Source organism: Psychromonas saccharinae, from assembly GCF_051201515.1.
Taxonomy (GTDB): Bacteria; Pseudomonadota; Gammaproteobacteria; order Enterobacterales; family Psychromonadaceae; genus Psychromonas.
Window position 1 is genome coordinate 2,782,545 of record NZ_CP195153.1, and the last position, 20,478, is coordinate 2,803,022.

Annotated in this window: 17 protein-coding genes and 1 riboswitch; of the genes, 9 read left to right on the forward strand and 8 right to left on the reverse strand. The window is 37.4% G+C overall.

What is annotated here, in order from left to right; translation table 11 throughout:
• Nucleotides 1-50: 50 nt before the first annotated feature.
• Nucleotides 51-1,337, reverse strand: a complete 1,287-nt coding sequence (serS, locus tag ACR30L_RS12345) for a serine--tRNA ligase (protein ID WP_435234557.1) — start codon at nt 1,335-1,337, stop codon at nt 51-53.
• A gap of 348 nt (nt 1,338-1,685) precedes the next feature.
• Between serS and ACR30L_RS12350 the strand changes: the two genes are divergently transcribed.
• Entirely contained in the window at nt 1,686-3,044 is a 1,359-nt protein-coding gene (locus ACR30L_RS12350; protein ID WP_435234558.1) for a replication-associated recombination protein A, read from the forward strand.
• Between the two features lie 51 nt (nt 3,045-3,095).
• Here the strand turns inward: ACR30L_RS12350 and ACR30L_RS12355 are convergent, their stop codons facing one another.
• The 5 genes from ACR30L_RS12355 to fadR all read right to left on the reverse strand — a co-directional run bounded on the left by ACR30L_RS12355 (nt 3,096) and on the right by fadR (nt 9,257).
• Nucleotides 3,096-4,049: an ABC transporter substrate-binding protein gene (locus ACR30L_RS12355; RefSeq protein ID WP_435234559.1), complete on the reverse strand. Its 954-nt coding sequence runs from the start codon at nt 4,047-4,049 to the stop codon at nt 3,096-3,098.
• 180 nt (nt 4,050-4,229) lie between these two features.
• Complete coding sequence (gene thiD, locus ACR30L_RS12360; RefSeq protein ID WP_435234560.1) at nt 4,230-5,081, reverse strand: bifunctional hydroxymethylpyrimidine kinase/phosphomethylpyrimidine kinase; 852 nt, start codon at nt 5,079-5,081, stop codon at nt 4,230-4,232.
• Between the two features lie 68 nt (nt 5,082-5,149).
• Nucleotides 5,150-5,267, reverse strand: a riboswitch (TPP riboswitch).
• 52 nt (nt 5,268-5,319) lie between these two features.
• A complete protein-coding gene (gene lolA, locus ACR30L_RS12365; RefSeq protein WP_435234561.1) occupies nt 5,320-5,937 on the reverse strand; it encodes an outer membrane lipoprotein chaperone LolA in 618 nt (205 codons plus the stop codon).
• 3 nt (nt 5,938-5,940) lie between these two features.
• Nucleotides 5,941-8,421 (reverse strand): DNA translocase FtsK, encoded by a 2,481-nt coding sequence (locus ACR30L_RS12370; protein WP_435237905.1) that lies wholly within the window; start codon nt 8,419-8,421, stop codon nt 5,941-5,943.
• A gap of 125 nt (nt 8,422-8,546) precedes the next feature.
• Nucleotides 8,547-9,257, reverse strand: a complete 711-nt coding sequence (gene fadR, locus ACR30L_RS12375; protein ID WP_435234562.1) for a fatty acid metabolism transcriptional regulator FadR — start codon at nt 9,255-9,257, stop codon at nt 8,547-8,549.
• A gap of 195 nt (nt 9,258-9,452) precedes the next feature.
• Here fadR and dsbB point away from each other — a divergent pair, with 195 nt between their 5' ends.
• The gene (gene dsbB / locus ACR30L_RS12380; protein ID WP_435234563.1) at nt 9,453-9,968 is read left to right on the forward strand and encodes a disulfide bond formation protein DsbB; all 516 of its coding nucleotides are present in this window, start codon (nt 9,453-9,455) and stop codon (nt 9,966-9,968) included.
• 712 nt (nt 9,969-10,680) lie between these two features.
• Here dsbB and ACR30L_RS12385 read toward each other — a convergent pair.
• On the reverse strand, nt 10,681-12,063 hold the full coding sequence (locus ACR30L_RS12385) for a polysaccharide lyase family 7 protein (RefSeq protein ID WP_435234564.1): 1,383 nt from the start codon (nt 12,061-12,063) through the stop codon (nt 10,681-10,683).
• An 821-nt stretch (nt 12,064-12,884) separates the two neighbouring features.
• Here ACR30L_RS12385 and ACR30L_RS12390 point away from each other — a divergent pair.
• From ACR30L_RS12390 to ACR30L_RS12420, 7 genes are all read left to right on the forward strand, one after another.
• The gene (locus ACR30L_RS12390) at nt 12,885-14,075 is read left to right on the forward strand and encodes a potassium/proton antiporter (protein ID WP_435234565.1); all 1,191 of its coding nucleotides are present in this window, start codon (nt 12,885-12,887) and stop codon (nt 14,073-14,075) included.
• Nucleotides 14,076-14,430: 355 nt separating this feature from the next.
• Nucleotides 14,431-15,390 carry a TRAP transporter substrate-binding protein gene (locus ACR30L_RS12395; protein ID WP_435234566.1) on the forward strand — a complete coding sequence of 320 codons (960 nt, stop codon included), beginning with the start codon at nt 14,431-14,433 and terminating at the stop codon, nt 15,388-15,390.
• A 71-nt stretch (nt 15,391-15,461) separates the two neighbouring features.
• Nucleotides 15,462-15,941, forward strand: coding sequence for a TRAP transporter small permease (locus tag ACR30L_RS12400; RefSeq protein WP_435234567.1), 480 nt, complete (start codon nt 15,462-15,464; stop codon nt 15,939-15,941).
• 20 nt (nt 15,942-15,961) lie between these two features.
• On the forward strand, nt 15,962-17,269 hold the full coding sequence (locus ACR30L_RS12405) for a TRAP transporter large permease (RefSeq protein ID WP_435234568.1): 1,308 nt from the start codon (nt 15,962-15,964) through the stop codon (nt 17,267-17,269).
• A gap of 297 nt (nt 17,270-17,566) precedes the next feature.
• Nucleotides 17,567-17,866, forward strand: a complete 300-nt coding sequence (locus ACR30L_RS12410; RefSeq protein ID WP_435234569.1) for a FeoA family protein — start codon at nt 17,567-17,569, stop codon at nt 17,864-17,866.
• A 46-nt stretch (nt 17,867-17,912) separates the two neighbouring features.
• Nucleotides 17,913-19,916, forward strand: coding sequence for a ferrous iron transporter B (feoB, locus tag ACR30L_RS12415; RefSeq protein ID WP_435234570.1), 2,004 nt, complete (start codon nt 17,913-17,915; stop codon nt 19,914-19,916).
• 8 nt (nt 19,917-19,924) lie between these two features.
• Nucleotides 19,925-20,125: a FeoB-associated Cys-rich membrane protein gene (locus tag ACR30L_RS12420; protein ID WP_435234571.1), complete on the forward strand. Its 201-nt coding sequence runs from the start codon at nt 19,925-19,927 to the stop codon at nt 20,123-20,125.
• A gap of 76 nt (nt 20,126-20,201) precedes the next feature.
• On the opposite strand, the gene ACR30L_RS12425 is transcribed toward ACR30L_RS12420, so the two are convergent.
• Nucleotides 20,202-20,477: a polyhydroxyalkanoic acid system family protein gene (locus ACR30L_RS12425; RefSeq protein ID WP_435234572.1), complete on the reverse strand. Its 276-nt coding sequence runs from the start codon at nt 20,475-20,477 to the stop codon at nt 20,202-20,204.
• Between the last annotated feature and the right edge of the window lies 1 nt (nt 20,478).

Here is a 20,478-nt window from a genome sequence, read left to right on the forward strand (position 1 = left end):
GGAGCTAAATTAGCTCCTTTTTTGTTGTATGAAATACCACAAGAATCAATTTAACCGATATGAGTTAAACCACCCATATAGTTTTGTAACACCTTAGGTACTTCAATACGACCATCTTCAAGTTGATAGTTTTCTAATACAGCAACAAGCGTACGACCCACCGCTAAGCCTGAACCGTTTAAAGTATGAATAAGTTCTGGTTTTTTAGCACCTACCGGACGGAAACGAGCCTGAAGACGACGCGCTTGGAAATCACCAACATTCGAACATGAAGATATTTCGCGGTAAGTTTTCTGCGCTGGCACCCATACTTCTAGATCATAGGTTTTCGTTGCACTAAAGCCCATGTCTCCAGTACAAAGTACAACACGGCGGAATGGTAATTCGAGATTTTTTAGCACTTGTTCAGCATGTGAAGTAATTTCTTCCAATGCCTCAAAGCTTTTTGCAGGATCAACAAGTTGAACAAGCTCAACTTTATCAAATTGATGTTGACGAATAAGGCCACGTGTATCACGACCATATGAACCAGCCTCGCTTCGGAAACATGCAGTATGCGCCGTAATTCGAATAGGTAAATCAGCAGCATCGTAAATCATATCACGACTCATGTTTGTTAAAGGCACTTCAGCAGAAGGAATAAGAGACATACCAACCCCTTCTTCTGTCGCAGGTTGGGTATTAAATAAATCTGCACTAAATTTCGGTAACTGCGTTGTTCCGTATAAACTTTCTTTATTCACTAAAAGTGGAACATACATTTCTGTATATCCATGCTGTGTTGTGTGTAGGTCTAGCATGTATTGAGCGAGTGAGCGATGCAATTTAGCAATCTGACCTTGCATAACAATAAAACGAGAGCCACTAATTTTTACCGCAGATTTAAAATCTAACCCACCTAACGCTTCACCGAGATCGACGTGATCTTTGACTTCAAAATCAAAGTGCTTCGGCTCACCCCAAGTAGAAATTTCTACATTTTCATCTTCATTTTTACCAACGGGCACAGAGGCATCGGGTAAATTAGGAATAGTATAAGCAATTTCTTGGATTTGATTACTCACTAGTTCAAATTCAGCTTTAGTTTGATCTAATTGTTCACCCAACTTCGACATATCTTCACGTAATGGCGCAATATCTTCACCACGTTTTGCAGCCATTCCGATTTCTTTGGATCGGCTATTTCGCTGTGATTGTAAATTTTCCGTGTCAATTTGTAGCTGCTTTCTTTTTTCTTCTAATTGCTTAAGTTGATCAGTATCTAAAATAAAACCACGGGTTGCTAATCGTGCAGCTGTTTCTTCAATGTCATTACGTAAAAATTTGGGATCTAACATTCTGTATCCTAATGCTGTGAGGCTAATATCTAAAACCAAATGGTGAAACGACCATTAGGTGACGAGCTAACTGTTTTGATGCATTGACTGGTATCCAGACAATAATATGAACAAGATTGTAACAAATGGGAATCTTTTTCCAAAGGGACTTGTCACCCTAAAACCATTAAATATCAATATATTCATTAAAACACAGCAATTGTTGTTTATCTCACCAGCAAAAATCACTCAATCTCATCACATTGCTGTGGATATTGAAACAAAAGTCCCCCCGAAAGAGCAGCCACCGCTAATTTAGGTATGGTATAATTTTTTAATCTAATACAGTGTTATATAAGGAATACCTGCGTGGCCAATCATCAAAATCATCTACAATATTCACTACTTGGCCAAAACAAACAACATGAGCCATTAGCTTCACGTATGCGCCCTAGCACCCTGGCTGAATACATTGGCCAGGCACATTTATTAGAAAATAAAAACTCACCTTTAAGACAAGCAATTGAACACGGTATTATTCACTCATGTGTGCTTGTTGGTCCACCGGGAACAGGGAAATCGACTTTAGCCAGTATTATGGCCAACAGTGCTGATGCCTATATTAAACATTTATCGGGAGTAATGGATGGGGTAAAATCGATCCGAGAAGCCGTTGCTTTTGCTAAACAAAACAATGATAGACCCACGGTAATTTACCTTGATGAAATCCATCGATTATCTAAATCACAACAGGATTCATTATTACCGCATATTGAAGATGGTACTGTTCATTTGATTGCAGCGACAACCGAGAACGTCGCCTTCGAATTAAATAAAGCGTTACTCTCAAGGTTAGCTATTTACCTATTAAAAACCTTACCTAGCGATGCGTTAGTTACTATGCTTAAACGGGCAATTAATGATACAAGTCGAGGCCTTAATCAAGGTGACATTCAATATCAAATAATTTGTGAAGACGGTTTACTCGAGGTTATTGCTAACCTTGCGAATGGTGATATGCGTATTGCCCTTAATACATTAGAGCGGCTGTATGATACATCTCGACCACACGATGGTTCAATTGAAATTAAATTAACCAAAGAAACCTTAAAAAGTATTATCGATTCTAAAACTACACGTTTTGATAAAAAAGGTGAAGATTGGTATAACTTAATCAGTGCTTTTCACAAAAGTATACGTGGTTCAGATGCACAGGCAGGACTTTATTGGGCAGCTAGAATGATTCATTCAGGTTGTCCTCATGATTATATTTTCCGTCGCATGTTAGCAATTGCATCTGAGGACGTTGGCAATGCAGAGCCCAATGCCGTTAAATTAGTATTAAGCTGTTGGCAAGCCTTTGAACGTTTAGGTATTGCTGAAACAGACTCACTGGCGCAAGCTGTGACTTACCTGGCAAGTTGTCCGAAAAGTAATGCGATCCATTTAGCGTGGAAAAAAGCATTATACGACGCTAAACATTTACCAGACTACGATGTGCCAATGCACTTAAGAAATGCCCCAAGACAAACCATGGCTGATTTAGGCTACGGTGTTGGCTACCGATATAGCCATGATGAAGATGGCGCCTATTCCATCGGCCAACAATATCTACCCGATGAATTAGTCGATGCAGTTTATTATGAGCCAAATGATAGGGGATTCGAGAAAAAGATAAAAGATAAATTGGCTTACTTACAGATGCTAGAAACGAATCATAAACGCTAATAGACACCTAACCCACATGGACTAGTAACCAACATGGGCTAGGCGCTAAAATCAACGTAACAATATAGGCACATAGTCCCGTACATTCGGTACTGCATCAATAATATTATGTTCAACCATAAATTGAGCATAATGATTATAACGTTGCATATCCGTCGCAGCGGGACGTAAAGAGAAGCGCGTTAATGTATCATTCCAAGCACGTTTATTTAATTCATTATTTAATGTGTCCGGTGAATAAGTAACAAACTCTTTCCATGATTCATCTTGATGATTAACAATATAATTAGCAGCTTGCTCTAATGCGTTATTAAATGCGATTACAACGTGCTTATCATAATTTTTAGCATTCGCAATCAATATAAGCTCATCATAAACAGGCACCCCATGTTCTTCTGGAAAAAAACTTTTAGTTTGAATGCCTTCTAATGCCAAATGAGTAGCTTCAAAGTTTCGAAATCCCCCCCAGATTGCATCTACTTCACCAGAAGCCAGGGAAGTGGTTAAATTCATGCCAACATTTACTATTTCAACATCGGTAAGCTGTACATTATGCGACATTAACATCGGCCCTAATGCCGCTTGCTCATTGCCAACTACGGATATACCAATTTTTTTACCTTTGAGGTCGGTTAACCCTTTAATATGACTATTATCTAATACTGTTAATGCATTAAGTGGGGTCGCAATTAACGTAGCCGTTCGAATAAGTGGTAAACCGGCAGCAACATCCATAATCAAACTTGGTTGATAGGAAACAGCGAGGTCAACTTTCCCCTCTGCAACCAACTTAGCAGGCATACTCGGATCTTCAGGCTGTTGAATATCAATATCAAGACCTTGTGCCTTAAAGTATCCACGTAGCTGAGCGATAACAATCGGCCCATGGTTTGGATTAACAAACCAATCGAGCATTAAAGTTACTTTTTTATTCTTAGCCATCACCGATGATGACATAGTAGTGACAATCAACAGGATAATTGTTAATAGTTTATTGAATTTCATTAATGTTCCTTCTATGCCTTTTACATATAAGATACTTGACGCTTTTAATGCACAATTATTTTTTAATAAAACCGATTACGATTAATTAAAAAATCACTCCGCCAAATATAGGGATGGTGCAAGAGAGTACCATAGACATTAAATAATCGGTATACCACTGCATAAAATCTCAATCGAACATTATCGTAAATCTTGATGGCCTCGAAAAAAATGATTAACGGGACCATGCCCATGACCAACGGATAATTCATCTGCATGAGCAATGGCTAATGAAATATATTGTTTAGCAAGCATAATAGATTGATATAAGTCGTGGCCTTGCGCCAAATAAGAAGCAATAGCAGAAGACAATGTACAACCCGTTCCATGAGTATTTTTTGTATCAATGCGACGACGGGAAAATGATTCAATTGAATCCTGCGTAATCAATATATCAACGCTTATTTCATTCATTGCTAAATGCCCTCCTTTCAATAATATCGCATTAGGTGTTAACGCCCTTAATGGGTTAACAAAATTGTTTATATTATCGATTTCTAAAGAGTATTTTTGCCCAGTCAATACAGCTGCTTCCGGGATATTAGGTGTAATTAAATGGGCTAATGGAAATAGGTCGGATATTAATGTATTCATTGCAGAGGAAGGCAACAACAAATCACCACTGGTTGCCACCATAACCGGGTCAACAACAACAAATGCAGGGCGATACTGTTTTATTTTTTGCGCAACAAGTTTAATAATATCAATGCCGGCTAGCATGCCAACTTTGACCGCAACAATATTAAGATCCAGAAAAACTGCATCCAGTTGCTTTGCAATATACGCAAGGGGGATTGGAAATATAGCACTGACAGATTGCGTATTTTGAGCTGTTATTGCAGTGATCACCGAACACGCATAACCACCAGTAGCTGAAATAGCCTTAATATCAGCTTGAATACCGGCACCCCCACCGCTATCAGAGCCCGCAATAGTTAAGACAATCGGGGGAGACTTTGTCGTATTAGTGGCTAAATCAATGGAATTTGACATAAATTTCCTCTCACCAGCGAGCAGGATCTACATCAAGCAACTCTTTGCTTTTTCTAACAAAAAGCATAAATAGCAAGATAATAGTTCCCTACGCCAGTATTAACTGAATCAGGTTCTACGGGTCTTGCTCAATAGTGAATCAACTAATACGCAATCTCAGCCTTAACAGCCCCCCGACTATATTTATATAAGTACAATAACGAAAAAGGTCGAATTGCACTTATGTGTATGCGTAAATCTAACGTTGGTCGTCGACCTCTACCCCCTCAGGTATCGAAAAAGTAAAGTAATCTGCAGGTATATTTTTACTTTTTTGAGAGTACGTTAAGGCGAAATCACTACGTTGTCCTTGTGCTTCAATTACTTCAAAACGGCTAATATTCCCCGTTTTATCAAATTCAAAAATAAAACTATTTTGCGGCGCACTGACGTCTTTCGTTTTAATCATAAATTGTTCATTTTGTTTTTTAACTGTGTATTTATCCCACTGAGCTTGAGTGGCCCCAGAAAGTAAAACAAAGGGTGTACCTGCAATTGCATCACTTAAATTGACCAAGGTAACCTGTTCAATAAAAGGACTGTACATCCACATGGTAACGCCATCTGAGATAATAAGATCTTGTTCTGGTGTCAACACTTCCCAACGAAATTTACCAGGGCGAGAAATAGACAGTGTCCCTTCGCTTTTATTGAGTACCTTGCCTTCGGCATTCGTCACAACTTGAGAAAACTGAGCATTAATTTGCTTAAACTGTGCTAACTTTTCCTTTAATAAATCAGCATCACTTTGCGTGGCAGAAACAGCATAAAGTGGAGTCATTATCAGTAAAAATGCCGCTAAAATAATTTTTTTCATTGTTTAATCCTTGACTGGAGGTGGTGCAAGTACATCACGACTGCTATTTGCACCAGAAGGCGCGCTAATCACGCCCTGTGCTTGTAATTGATCAACCAATCTGGCTGAACGATTGTAACCAATTCTAAATTTACGTTGAATACTGGAAATCGACACTTTACGTGTTTCCGTTATAAATGCGACAACTTCATCAAATAGCGCATCAATCTCTTCATCTCCTTCAGCTTCTTCACCAGGAAGAAGCGTATCTAAGGACGTTTCACCATTAAGAATATCTTGAATATAATTCGGCTCACCACGTTTTTTCCAATCATTAACCACTTTATGAACTTCATGATCATCAACAAACGCCCCATGAACACGTGTTGGTACGCCCACACCTGGTGGCATATAAAGCATATCACCATGACCCAGTAATGTTTCAGCGCCCTGCTGTCCTAAAATAGTACGAGAATCAATTTTACTTGAAACCTGAAAGGCAATACGCGTTGGTATATTGGCTTTAATCAAACCAGTAATAACATCAACCGATGGACGTTGTGTTGCAAGAATTAAATGAATGCCTGCCGCACGTGCTTTCTGTGCAATACGAGTAATCAGCTCTTCACATTTCTTACCAACAATCATCATCATATCGGCAAACTCATCAACAACGACAACAATACTTGGCAATTTTTCTAATTCTGGTGCTGAGACATCCATACTATCGCCCGGTTTCCATAAAGGATCGGTCAAAGGTTCACCTGCTTCAATACTTTCTTTCACTGCTTTATTATAACCCGCCAAGGTACGTACCCCGACCGCCGACAGCAATTTATAACGACGCTCCATTTCCCCTACACACCAACGCAATGCGTTCGCCGCTTCTTTCATATCCGTAACGACTTCAGTTAATAGATGTGGAATACCTTCATAAACACTTAACTCAAGCATTTTAGGGTCAATCAATATCATACGAACATCTTCAGGAGCCGATTTGTAAAGTAAACTAACCAACATACAGTTTACCCCAACAGATTTACCTGAGCCCGTCGTACCCGCAACTAATAAATGCGGCATTTTACCAAGGTCAACCACAACGGGTTGCCCTGAAATATCCGCCCCTAAGACCATACTTAAAGGTGATTTAGCTTTTGCAAAGGCATCACTACCAAGCACCTGTGAAGAAAATACAATTTCTCGATGCTTATTAGGTAATTCAAGTGCAATAACTGATTTACCTGGGATTTGATCAACAACACGTACACTCATTGCAGACAACGCACGCGCTAAATCTTTTTCTAAACTGGTGACAGTACTAACTTTCATACCGGGTGAAAGTGCCAATTCAAATCGCGTAATAACCGGGCCTGGTAATACATTGACGACTTCCGCTTTTATTTTAAATTCAAGTAATTTACTTTCAACTAAACGTGCCGCCGCATCCAAATCCTCTTGGGAAATAGGGTCATATTTCTTATTGGGCTTATCCAATAAATCAATACTTGGAAAAGGTGCTAAACCCGATTCAACTTTTCTTTTAATAACAGGTCTAGCGTGTTCAGGAAGATGAGAGAAATCAACTTTTGCTTCAACTTTAGGAGCCGGTTTCGAGGGCTGAATAACATCCTTTTCAATAGTTGGAATAGGCTCATCAAAGACGTCATCATTAAAATCATCGTTAATAGAAAATGGTGCATTATCATATTCATCATCGATTTCTATATCATTAAAACTAAACCCGGGTAATGCATCCGCAGCATTATCATCCTCGATGATAACGTCTGGCTCAGATTCAGTTTGTATCTGTTCTATTTGAGCAGCTTCAGGTGTAATAGCGGCAACATTAGCAATACTTTTTTGTTCAATTTCTTTTTGTTGTTTTTGCTCTGCCTTTTTGGTACTTCGCTCCGCTAACATGGTTGGAATATTGACCAACCAAGCACAAGTGGCAATGACGAAAGCCCCTACCCCATCAATAAAACGCAACCAAGAAAATCCAAATAATAATGTTGTCCCTGAAATCAAAAGAGTCAACAAGATTAAATTCACGGCTAATAAGCTAAAGAAACCTAACATGCTTTGCGCGACGATATCACCAATTAAGCCACCTGAAGGGTAATAATGAAAGTCATTAAAATTAAGCGACGCAATGCCTGACATACTAAATAACGTAAAAACAAAACCAACAACACGCAAGCCCAGGTTTAAAAAATCGATATCAAGTTTTAGTTTAGGTTTCCAAAGTAGAATCCATGCCATAAACACAATAATTAAAGGAATAAAATAAGCTAATAACCCAAATGCATAGAAGAGGATATCGGCAACCCAAGCACCGCCTTTTCCGCCCGCATTTTCTATTTCAGCAACCCATTGTTGCTGGGACCAACTGGGATCAGTTTCGGAGAATGTAAAAAGAGAAATAGAGATAAAAATAGCAATAAAAACACTGACTATGATGCCAACTTCAAATAGCTTTTGCACACCGTTAAGGTGATTGATCATATTTTTTTTCAACACAAAAATAACCTTGAATACTAAAAATGAAATGCGAATAATGATACTAATTCTGTTGACCATCTATTGACAATAAATGCTTAAACTAGTTCATTTATATACTTTATTTGTTACTAATCTAAAAAATCTTCAGGTAATTGATGACGTAAACGCAGCCATATTTTACCACTAGCAAAGGCAGAATCACGCACAATTTGCATAATATGTTGCACTTCCCCTTGTTCTAATACTGCTTTTATTTCAGCATAAAAAGACAAAGCAATGGATCGTGCTTCGGTATTAGAAAAGTAAAAAGTACCTACTTTTCGATAAAGATCCTGTAATCCATTAAGTATTAATACATAAATCATATTATTTGAGGAGACTGCGACCTCATGGTAGAAGCGATAGTCAAATTCAGTAAACTCTTCACTACTCGAATCAATCGACGGCGCATCTTCTAGAAAATCAATGACACTTTGCTGGTTATGTTTTGCTGCCATACGTAAAATAATGGCACTAACATTGGTTCGTACCGACATTAATTGGTCAATAAAATCCCCTCGTCGAGCGACATCTAACCTTGTCAACGTACTCAAAATATTTAAACCAGATGTTTCCCAGAAATTATTTACTTTAGTCGGTTTTCCGTGACTAATCGTAATCCATCCATCCTTTGATAATCGCTGCAAAACTTCGCGTAGAGTGGTACGGGTGACACCGATCTTATCCGCTAATAAGCGTTCTGCTGGCAACTCTGAGTTAATTTTAATCGAACCATTCCAAATAGATTCAATTAAATATTGCTCAGCAACGTCTGCAGGGCCTTTTACTTTCATTTTCATTTAACGCGTTCACCTCTTCTTATTATTTTTATGATACCACAGACAATATGGGGTGATATAAGTCCTTGTTTAAACAATATTGAAAATAAAAGCGTGTTATTTTCAATATTGTTTTACTTTCGAATTCATTAGCAACTACAATAACTTTCTTTTTTTAAGTTCTACCAATCAAACAATGATCTGTAAGGAATAACCGTGCGTGCTACATTAAAAAATCTTTCAAAACTTCGCTGGCCTTGGCTACTTCTTGGTGCTAGCGCATTATTTATGGAACTATGCGCTTTATATTTTCAACATGTGATGCATTTAGAACCCTGTGTTATGTGTATTTATGAACGTATTCCTATGATTACGATTTTCTTAACTGGGCTCATCGGAGCAAGTGCCCCGAAAAACATTTATGTAAGATTATTTGCTTTTTCGACTTGGATTGTCAGTGCTATTTGGGGACTTTTATTGTCGATTGAACACACTAATTATCAATTTCACCCATCGCCTTTTGCAACTTGCGATTTCTTCCCAAATTTCCCAACTTGGGCACCATTACACCAATGGGTTCCATGGTTATTTAACCCTACCGGCGATTGTTCTGATATCGTTTGGCAATTCCTGGGTTATTCAATGCCACAATGGTTAATTGTTAGTTTCAGTATTTATATTGCGATATTTATTGTCATTGCGATCAGTGCTGTTCTACCGAATAAAAAATAAACTACCTTAGAACCAGCTAATAAACAAAAAAACAAGTCAATCACTTGTTTTTTTGTGCTAATTACAGTCAATCTATTTTACACGAAAAATCAAAGCACTGTATAAACACCGTCATTTTATACAGTATTCTAAGCACTTAACAGTCAATATGCTATTTTATTCGAAATAATATTCTATAAACATCAATTTACAATTCACAATATATTTAAGGCTAATAAATACCAACGTTGTTTATCACGACTATCGTTTAATATACCCGTTACCATTCAAGATGCAGAAATCAGCAAGACCAGAGGTGAGCAGATTCTAGGCATAAAGGTGAAGATCTAACGGGTTAAATCGAGACTTTATAACAACGAAGATGTTTGCCTCTCGTCTTGCCCTGCGGGTCACTAGCTCGAACACCAATCCTGCGTTATAACATTCGATAAGGACTAGCCATTAAAGATGTAAAGTCTTGTTTTTACATCTACCGATAGAGGATTAACGCAGTTAATCGCTCGAAAGGTCATCATGTTACGCCTTGCCTTGGTATCCGAGCTAGTAAATGATAAACGCATCTTGATTGGTAACGGGTATATACAAGAATTAACTGATTAAGAAGAACAAGCGATAAAAGATATAACGGCTCTGCTTTAATTTACCGATAAAAGAGCAGCGCCGTTAATAATTGAAAGGTCATCATATGATGTCGGGGGTAGCATCTAATAAATTAATCATTATCATGTGAATTAGACAAAGAATAAAAGCTTGCTTGTACGTAATCATCATCATCCCCAGTGTTATTCTGATTATAAACTCCCGCTTTAAAATACATATAATTATCACTGTCGTCATAACCACTGTCACTCATATTGACTTCTTTAGTGACATCGTCATATCCATCTCGGGAAATAGTCACCGTAAGTAGGTCTCCTTCTACTTCAATTCGATAAGAAAACTTTTCATTTAATTCAATACCATCACTTGGGTCACTCGCATCATCACTGCGGCTACCAATCAAGGTATACCATTGTTCATCCCCATACCCTTCTGCGGGTTCATGGGCGAGATAAATAGAACCCTTCGTATTATCAGGCAGTAAACGATAATATAAACGAGCTGGCTCATTACTTGCTGCATGAATTTGCCCAATAATAACGCGCCCTATTTGATAATCATCTCCTGTTGAAGTAACGTGATTTACTGCTAATGTCGCAGTTAATACACCATCAATGCCACCAAAATCCTCTTGATCATCGAGCTCAATACTTGAAAAGGCCCAATTATTAGCATCGGATTTTGTACTAATACTGGTATCACCGCTGCGTAACATTTCACGTAATTCAGTTCGAGTATAAGACGTATTCGTTGAGGTTTTATAACCATCTACAGGACAAACAAAGACCATTGCGCCATCATCCCCCGTATAAAAATAATCGGTATTTTCATAACCATTGTTAAGCTCAGCCTCATAAATCGAATCAGCAGTTCCAGAATTATCTTCATCGATAGGGATACTGACATACCAATCAGTTAAATCGAAATTTTCCGATGGGGTTAAAGAAGCACTTAATCCATAATCGGAATCATTAATTTCTGTCGAATAACCATTAATAATAACTTCAACAATACTATTATCCGAGTCAACGGAATTCCCCTGCCCAGTAATGGTAATGTATTGTGCAACGGTGTCGGTAATATCAATAGTTTCATAGTCATCACCGGTGCCATCCGATATTTGATCGCTTAATAATGTAGTCCATTCACTATTATCCGTTGAGCTAGTTACATCAAAATAATAATTCCGTTCATCACTGTTATACCAATACACTTCAATACTGGTGACTTTATAACTCTCACCTAAATCAAAGGTAATCGCATTATCCGTGCCTGAACTTACCCAACGAGATTCTTCAGTTATATCACCATCAATGGTGTTACTGGGATTATAATCATCGCTATACAATCCATCATCACTTGCACTAACAATACTTAGCGATGCAATGGATGAACTGCTATACGTTGCATTACTATCTGTTGAAGATGAACTACTATCGCAACCTGTTAAAGCTAAAGTAATCAATGGACAAAAAATTAAAGCATTCCGGCTCATATTCTAAAATTCCTTTCTAATGTATAATGTCTCAATAATATTTAATCATACAATAACACTTGAATTTTTATCGGCACGGTAAATGTGTTTCATATTCGTTTATTTTATTCAATAATGTGAACTGCCTTATATACCCGTTACCATTCAATATGCAGAAATCAGCAAGACCAGAGGTGAGCAGATTCTAGGCATAAAGGTGAAGATCTAACGGGTTAAATCGAGACTTTATAACAACGAAGATGTTTGCCTCTCGTCTTGCCCTGCGGGTCACTAGCTCGAACACCAATCCTGCGTTATAACATTCGATAAGGACTAGCCATTAAAGATGTAAAGTCTTGTTTTTACATCTACCGATAGAGGATTAACGCAGTTAATCGCTCGAAAGGTCATCATGTTACGCCTTGCCTTGGTATCCGAGCTAGTGACTGATAAACGCATCTTGATTGGTAACGGGTATAGAACTAATTCAACAAACAACCCATTAAAGAGTAAAAACAACATCTCCACTTGATAAATAATAAGTTAATTTAATCTCCACAGTGAAAATAGAAGTAAAAAATGTCAGCTTCAACTCAGATAAACAACCTAATTAGACCTATAAGCAATAAAACATTACGTACGGCAATAAAAACAAATAAACAGCAATTTAATCTATATTAGCTATCATTTAATATATAAAAATAAGTTAAAGAAATTTAATAAAATTATTGATACTAATGCTATAAATTCTCATTTAATTTGTTACACTGAAAAGACTTATTTAAGTTTAAGTTCACCTTTAACCATCCCAATAACAACGCGACCCCAACCAAGGAAAATGAATGACCTACCAATTGATATTAATTTATATAGCTAGCTTAATTGGTATTGGTATTTTATTACATCATCCCTCTCGTACCTTTGGCATCCCCTCTTTACTCATTTTTATGGGCGTTGGTTTATCGTTGGGTAATGGAGAGTTAGGGTTCAGTTACGACAATATTGAATTAACTTCAATTGTTGGGGGAATTGCACTTAATATTATAGTGTTCGTGGGGGGATTAAATACAACGACGAATAAAATCTGTATTGCATTTCGAGAAGGTGGCATATTGTCGACCCTCGGTGTTTTGCTAACCACTCTTATATTCGGATTATTAATTTATTTCGTACTGGGGTTATCATTTATTCATTGTTTATTATTTGCAGCAATTGTTTCTTCAACGGATTCTGCAGCCGTCTTTTCAATTTTAAAATCTAAAAAACTGAATTTAAAAGAACAAACGGGCACAATTCTGGAGTTCGAATCATCAACAAATGACCCCGTTGCACTTATCTTAGTGGTATTATTAACGGAATTGGCACTAACCCCCTCTCACCATATCTCAATAACCATTGTCACCTTTGAATTATTAGAACAAATACTAACGTCATTAACGATTGCTTATTTAGTCGGAAGGCTTTGTGTTTGGCTACTTAACCATATCAAATTAGAAGAATATGGATTAATACCTGTCTTTATTCTCGCAAGTTTTGTATTAGCAACCTATGGAACGGAATTTGCGGGCGGCAACATATTATTAGCTTCTTATATTATTGGTATCGTTATTGGAAATGGTGTTAACAAAGGGAAAGTAATCACTAAACACTTTTTTAATAGTTGTTCATGGTTAGCGCAGGCATTAATGTTTATTGTGCTTGGTTTGCAAATATTTCCGCATCAACTTTTTGAAGTAATGTACCTATCGATTATTCCAGCTATATTGCTTATATTCATAGCAAGACCCCTTGCGGTTCAATGTTGTTATTTATTTTTTCCAAGAACAAGTTGGAGAAAAAGAGCCTTTATTTCTGCGATTGGCTTGAAAGGTGCAACACCACTTGTATTTTCACTTATCCCTGCGGCTGCAGGTGTCAATGAAAGCTTAACAATCGTTAACATGGTATTTTTTGTTGTATTGATTTCAGTCTTTATACAAGGTGGCGCGATTGAACCTCTTGCTAAAAAATTAGACCTTAATATCAATGAATAAGTGAGGATTGTATTGTTTAATATTTTTAAATAATTAAAAAGTCTATTATTCATACAATTCATTTTTATTTTTGTGACTTCCTTGCTAAATCTCAATTAACAACAATAAGATAGGTTATTAAAAAACCTCACTCCTCCCCTTAATTTAAAGCGCCATCCTTAACCAGTAAAAAACACTCATAAATAAAATGTGATCTAACGCAGTGTGTAGATCATGTTTCAATCAACATAATATTGTATTATTTAAGGACGCATTTACAATTAATCACAGTTAATATCAGAGCAGATAAACGTCTTTTATTCTGATCATTATTTACCGAAACAACCATAATTTAAATTAGATTTAAGGAAAGAAAATGAAAAAGCTCGTATTACCACTACTTATTGCATCACTTTTCACAAGTGTAAACGTTTCTGCAAAAATGCTGACATTAGGTCATGCAATGTCATTAGAAAGTGCAGCTCACCAAGGCATGGTTATCTTAGCTGAAAAAGTAAAAGAAAAATCTAACGGTGATCTTACTATTAAAATCTTTCCAAATGGACAACTAGGCTCTGAGCGTGATCAAGCAGAACAAGTTGTTACCGGCGCAATTGATATGGCTAAAATTAATGGTGGATTAGCAGAATCTTTTGAACCAACCTTTAAAGTTAATGCACTACCGTTCCTATTCCGTGATGTGCCACATATGAGAAAATTCATGAAGAGTGACGTTGCAGAAGAAATGTTACTTTCAAGTGAAGGCAAAGGTTTCATCGGTCTTACTTTTTATGATTCAGGTACACGTAGCTTCTACGCTAAAAAGCCAATTAATTCACCAGCCGATCTAGCTGGCATGAAAGTACGCGTTCCAGGATCGCCAACCATGATGGAAATGGTTAACCTATTGGGCGGTAAAGCGACTCCAGTTCCATTCAATGAAGTTTACACAGCTTTACAACAGGGCGTTATTGATGGTGCTGAAAATAATATTTCTAGCTTAGTTGAAATGAAACACAGTGAAGTTGCTAAATTTTACTCCATGGACCAACATATGATGACACCTGACGTGATTATCATTTCAGAAAACAAATGGAGTTCATTAACAGCAGATGAGCAAAAAATCTTAAAAGAAGCGGCTGCAGAATCCCTTGATGAAGAAATTAAATTATGGGATGCAATAGATAATAAAAACAAAGCAAAAGGTATAGAAGAAGGCGTAACTTTTGTGGAAGTAGATAAAGCCCCTTTCCGCGCAGCTGTTAAACCTATGATTGATGAAGCTAAAAAAGATCCTAAATTAGCAAACTTCATTGATAAAATCGAAGCGCTTTAATAAGTATTAGATTGTAAAAATATAATTTTGCCCAAGCTTAGCTAGGGCAAAATTTTTTGAGGTATAACTCCATGTTAACATCATTTAGAAACCTACTTAATAGGTTGATTCTTTGTATTTCTTCTTTTGCATTAATGTTGCTGGTAGTCACCGTTACTTGGCAAGTTTTTAGTCGTTATGTGTTAAATGATCCGAGTAACTGGACCGATGAACTTGCACGTTATTTAATGGTCTGGTTTGGGTTATTAGGTGCCAGTTATTTATTTGGAGTAAAAGGACACTTAGCAATAACATTATTAGATGGACATTTAAAAGGCAAAGCACATACAGCTTTACACCTACTTATCAATGCCATTTCTTGTACATTTATCTCTTTAGCAATGCTTAAGGGCGGTTTGGCATTAATGGAACGCACCACCCAACAATTATCACCTGCATTGCAATTACCCATGTCTAATGTTTATGCAATATTACCTATTTCAGCCGTAATTATCCTCATTTATCTGGCATTAAATACGATTGAACTGTTCGTTAAACCTAACCAAAAATAAATTTAAGAAGGATTTATATTATGGACTTGTCCATTGGTGTTTGGCTACTAGGCCTTTTTTTGTTCATGATAGCAATCAGCATGCCGATTGCGATTGCGATTGCAATGTCATCGTTGACGATCATGTTTTTCATTTTACCCTTTGATGTGGCAAGTATTACTGCAGGTCAAAAAATCTTTACCGGTATCGATAGTTTCAGCTTATTGGCGATCCCTTTCTTTATCCTCGCGGGAAATATCATGAATGTCGGCGGCATCGCAGGTCGACTTATCAACCTTGCAAAATTAATGGTTGGTTGGATCCCAGGTTCACTTTTACACGTTAATATTTTTGCTAATATGATGTTTGGTGCTGTCTCTGGTTCAGCGGTTGCAGCTGCAGCTGCGGTTGGTAAAACCTTAGGACCTGAGTTGGAAAAAGAAGGCTACGATAAAAACTTAGCAACGGCAGTTAATGTTGCATCATGTCCTGCTGGCTTATTAATTCCACCAAGTAACTCATTAATCGTATTCTCAGTTGTATCTGGCGGAACCTCCGTTGCAGCACTATTTATCGCAGGTTATGTTCCCGGTATTTTAATGGGCCTAAGCTGTATGATTGTGGCTTATTTTATTGCCAAAAAGAAAGGCTATAAAACAAGTGCGAACGATGGATTTACAACAAAAGATATATTACGCATTATTTGGCAGGCGATACCAAGCCTAGGCCTTATTTTTGTTGTTATTGGTGGTATTATTGGGGGGATATTTACAGCGACAGAAGGGGCATGTATCGCGGTACTGTATTCTTTTGTACTATCGCTTTGTTACCGCACACTCAAGTGGTCACATTTTTCAAAGATTTGTAACGAAACGACCATGGTTACCGGTATCATGTTGTTCTTAATTGGCGCGTCGACCATTATGTCATGGGCAATGGCGTTTACCGGTTTACCGACAATGATAAGTGATTGGATGTTATCAATCTCTGATAACCCCATTATTATCTTTATTCTTATGAATTTGATTTTACTGATTGTCGGTATGTTTATGGACCTTACGCCTGCCGTATTGATCTTTACACCTATCTTTATGCCAATTGCAGAGCATTTGGGTATGCACCCAATTCATTTTGCGATGATGATTATCTTTAATTTATGTATTGGTATTGCGACCCCACCCGTTGGTACAGCTTTATTTGTAGGTTGTAGTGTAAGCGGAAGCAAAATTGAAAATGTAATTAGAAGCATTATGCCATTTTGTGCGGTGCTAATCGTCACATTATTAGCAATCACATTTATTCCTGAAATCAGTTTAGCCTTACCAAGAATGTTTGGTTTGATTCAATAACAGTTAAATCTTAATAATGACTGATAGCAATGTGCTATCAGTCATTATCAATATCTTCACACACTCCCCTACCTACCACTAATAATCAATTCTACTTTATTGTATTTATAGTTATCCCTTGACCTAAATCAAGTAACCGATCGATTTCCACAATTTTATTAATGAAAATAAAAATAACAATTGCAATGCTAATTGTTATCACTTAGATTTATACTCAAATGAGAACCATTACGATTAAATTGTACAATTTATCAAGCTTTGCCATGACATAGCACTGCACAGTTGGAGTAAAAACTAATGAATCAAGCCATTCTAAACCTGTTCCCAAGTAGCGCAACATCATGGTGGACTTCAAAAAAAAGTAGTGTCGCAATGAAAGCAAAAAATTTATCAGAAGCACAAATAAACACTGAATACACGGTCAAAGAAGTTAGCACTAAGGATCAAAGTATCATTAATTTTCTGTTTACATTGGGTTGTTATCAAGGGCAGAAAATTACACTTATTTCAGTCTTATCAGAAAATTATGTCATTACCATTAAAGATGCCAGATATAGCATTGACGCTGACTTGGCAAAAGCCGTGATACTTGATTAATGAAATAAAGCCATCACGCCTAGCATTTCAAAAGAAGGAATAATATATGAGAATCGCACTCGCAGGTAACCCAAATAGCGGAAAGACTACCCTCTTCAATGCTATTACAGGGAAAATAGAACACGTAGGTAATTGGGCTGGCGTCACCGTCAGCAAAAAAGAAGGTGCCATCAAGGAGTCAATGAATCCCTCTGGTATTGAAATTAAAGCGGTGGATCTTCCGGGTGCTTATTCTATGTCTCCCTTTTCATCGGAAGAAACAATCACCCGTAATTTTGTTAAAAATGAGCACTTAGATGCGATTATTAATATTGTAGATTCAACTAATTTAAGTCGTAGTTTATTTTTTACAACGCAATTACTCGAGCTAGGTATTCCTGTTGTCATTGCACTCAATAAAACCGATTTAGTAAAAAAGAAAAACACATCGATTAACATCACTAAATTAAGTGAACAACTTGGATGCCCAGTGGTTGAAACAACCTCTAGCCAAAAAAATAATAATGGGTTACCCGCACTTATTGAAGCAGCCGTTAATATTAAGGGTCAACCTCAACATGCGCCCTTTGATGCAACGGGCGTTAATTTAACCGATCCTGAAGCCGTTAAGAACGCGGATATAAAACGATTCGATTTTGTCAAAAACATCGTCTCTGAAATAGAAACAAGAGAAACCAAAGCAAATGTGCAAACAACACAAGATACCGTTGACCGTGTTTTAGCCCATAAATGGTTAGGTTTACCCATTTTTGCAGCGGTCATGTGGGGGGTATTTTCCATTTCACAAACACACCTAGGTCCACTACTAGCAGATATTCTTGCTGGTTGGATTGATGGTATCTACGCTACTGTTGAAGGCATTTTGGGCAGTGATGTATCACCATTATTAAGTTCTCTATTACTTGATGGGATTATCGGTGGTGTCGGTGCAATTGTTGGTTTTTTACCATTGATTATGGTGCTATTTTTCCTACTCGCCCTACTTGAGGATAGTGGTTATATGGCACGTGTTGCCGTTGTAATGGATCGCTTTTTCAAAAAAGTAGGCTTATCAGGCAAATCAATTATTCCCATGGTTATCGGCACAGGTTGTTCTATTCCAGGTATTATGGCAACGCGTACCATTCAAAATGAAAGACAGCGCCGTACAACTGCCATGCTAACACCTTTTATGCCCTGTGGTGCTAAATTGCCCGTTATAGCATTATTTGCCGGCGTGTTCTTTAATGATGCAGCTTGGGTCGGCACGCTAATGTACTTTATGGGTATTGGCATCATTATTTTTGGTGCATTGATTATTGTACGCATCACCGGTGAAAAAAATGTTCGTACCTTCTTTATACTTGAGTTACCAGAATATCGCTTCCCAAGTATCAAACGCGCTATTCAATCAACACTTGCCCGAGCGAAGGCATTTATTATCAAAGCCGGTACCATCATTTTGCTTTGTAATGCAGCAGTGCAAGTCATGCAAACCTTTAATTGGCAATTCCAAGTTGTTGCTGAAAATGCACAGGACAGCAGCATCCTTGCTGGGCTTGCGACACCTTTTGCCTTTATATTAATACCACTAGGATTCGGTGCTTGGCAATTAGCTGCCGCCGCAATTACTGGGTTTATTGCGAAGGAAAATGTAGTTGGTACCTTGGCCGTTGTCTATGGCATTACTAACTTTATTGATACTGATGAACTCGCTCTCGTTTCTGGCAGCTCTGATGTTGCAAGTATTATGGGGCTATCATCGATTGCAGCCCTGTCTTACTTAATGTTTAACCTATTTACACCACCTTGTTTCGCTGCAATTGGTGCAATGAATGCTGAACTTGAAAACAAACGTTGGTTATGGGCAGGGGTTGCTTTCCAATTTGGAATGGGTTATTTCGTTGCATTTACCACCTATCAAGTTGGTACATTTGTGACTACTGGTGCCGTAGGCCAAGGCTTTATTTATGGTCTCATTGCCTGTGCAGCCTTAGTTGCAACGCTTATCTACACCATGAGAAAAGGTGATATCAAAGCAGAGCATGAATTAGAGCTATATAACGCCTAGGAGTTTCCATGACAAATATTATCGTTTCATTAATCCTATTCGTCATTATTGGATTAGCAATTTACAAAATAGTGCTTGAAAAACGCAGTGGGAAAAAATGTGTTGGATGTCATTTAAGTGGAGGGTGTTCCTCTGAAAAAAAATCGGCTGATAGCGCTAAATCAACTCACTCCGTAAATAAAAATATAGCGATTAAAGAAGTGTTCTAACCCTTAGGTTAGTCGTTAAAAAGGCGTTGAATGATTGTTTTAATATATCATTCAACGCCTTTTTTGATCGCCCCTATCACTGTAACTGAGAATCGACGATTGCTATCACTTTTTTTTCAATGTCCCCTTTAGCCACTTTAAATAAAGTCCCTAGTGTCAGATTTAATTCAAATTGGTGTTGATCAACTTCAATACTACCACTCGCGCCTTTACGACGAAAAAATAAGCAGTTACCTTCCCATTCACTCTGGAGTTGATACTGTTCATTTAACTCAGCCGCCATCGCATTTATCTTATCCTTCAAAATAGTTAAAGGTAATGTGTGTTCTCTTGTAATATTAATACGGGCCAAT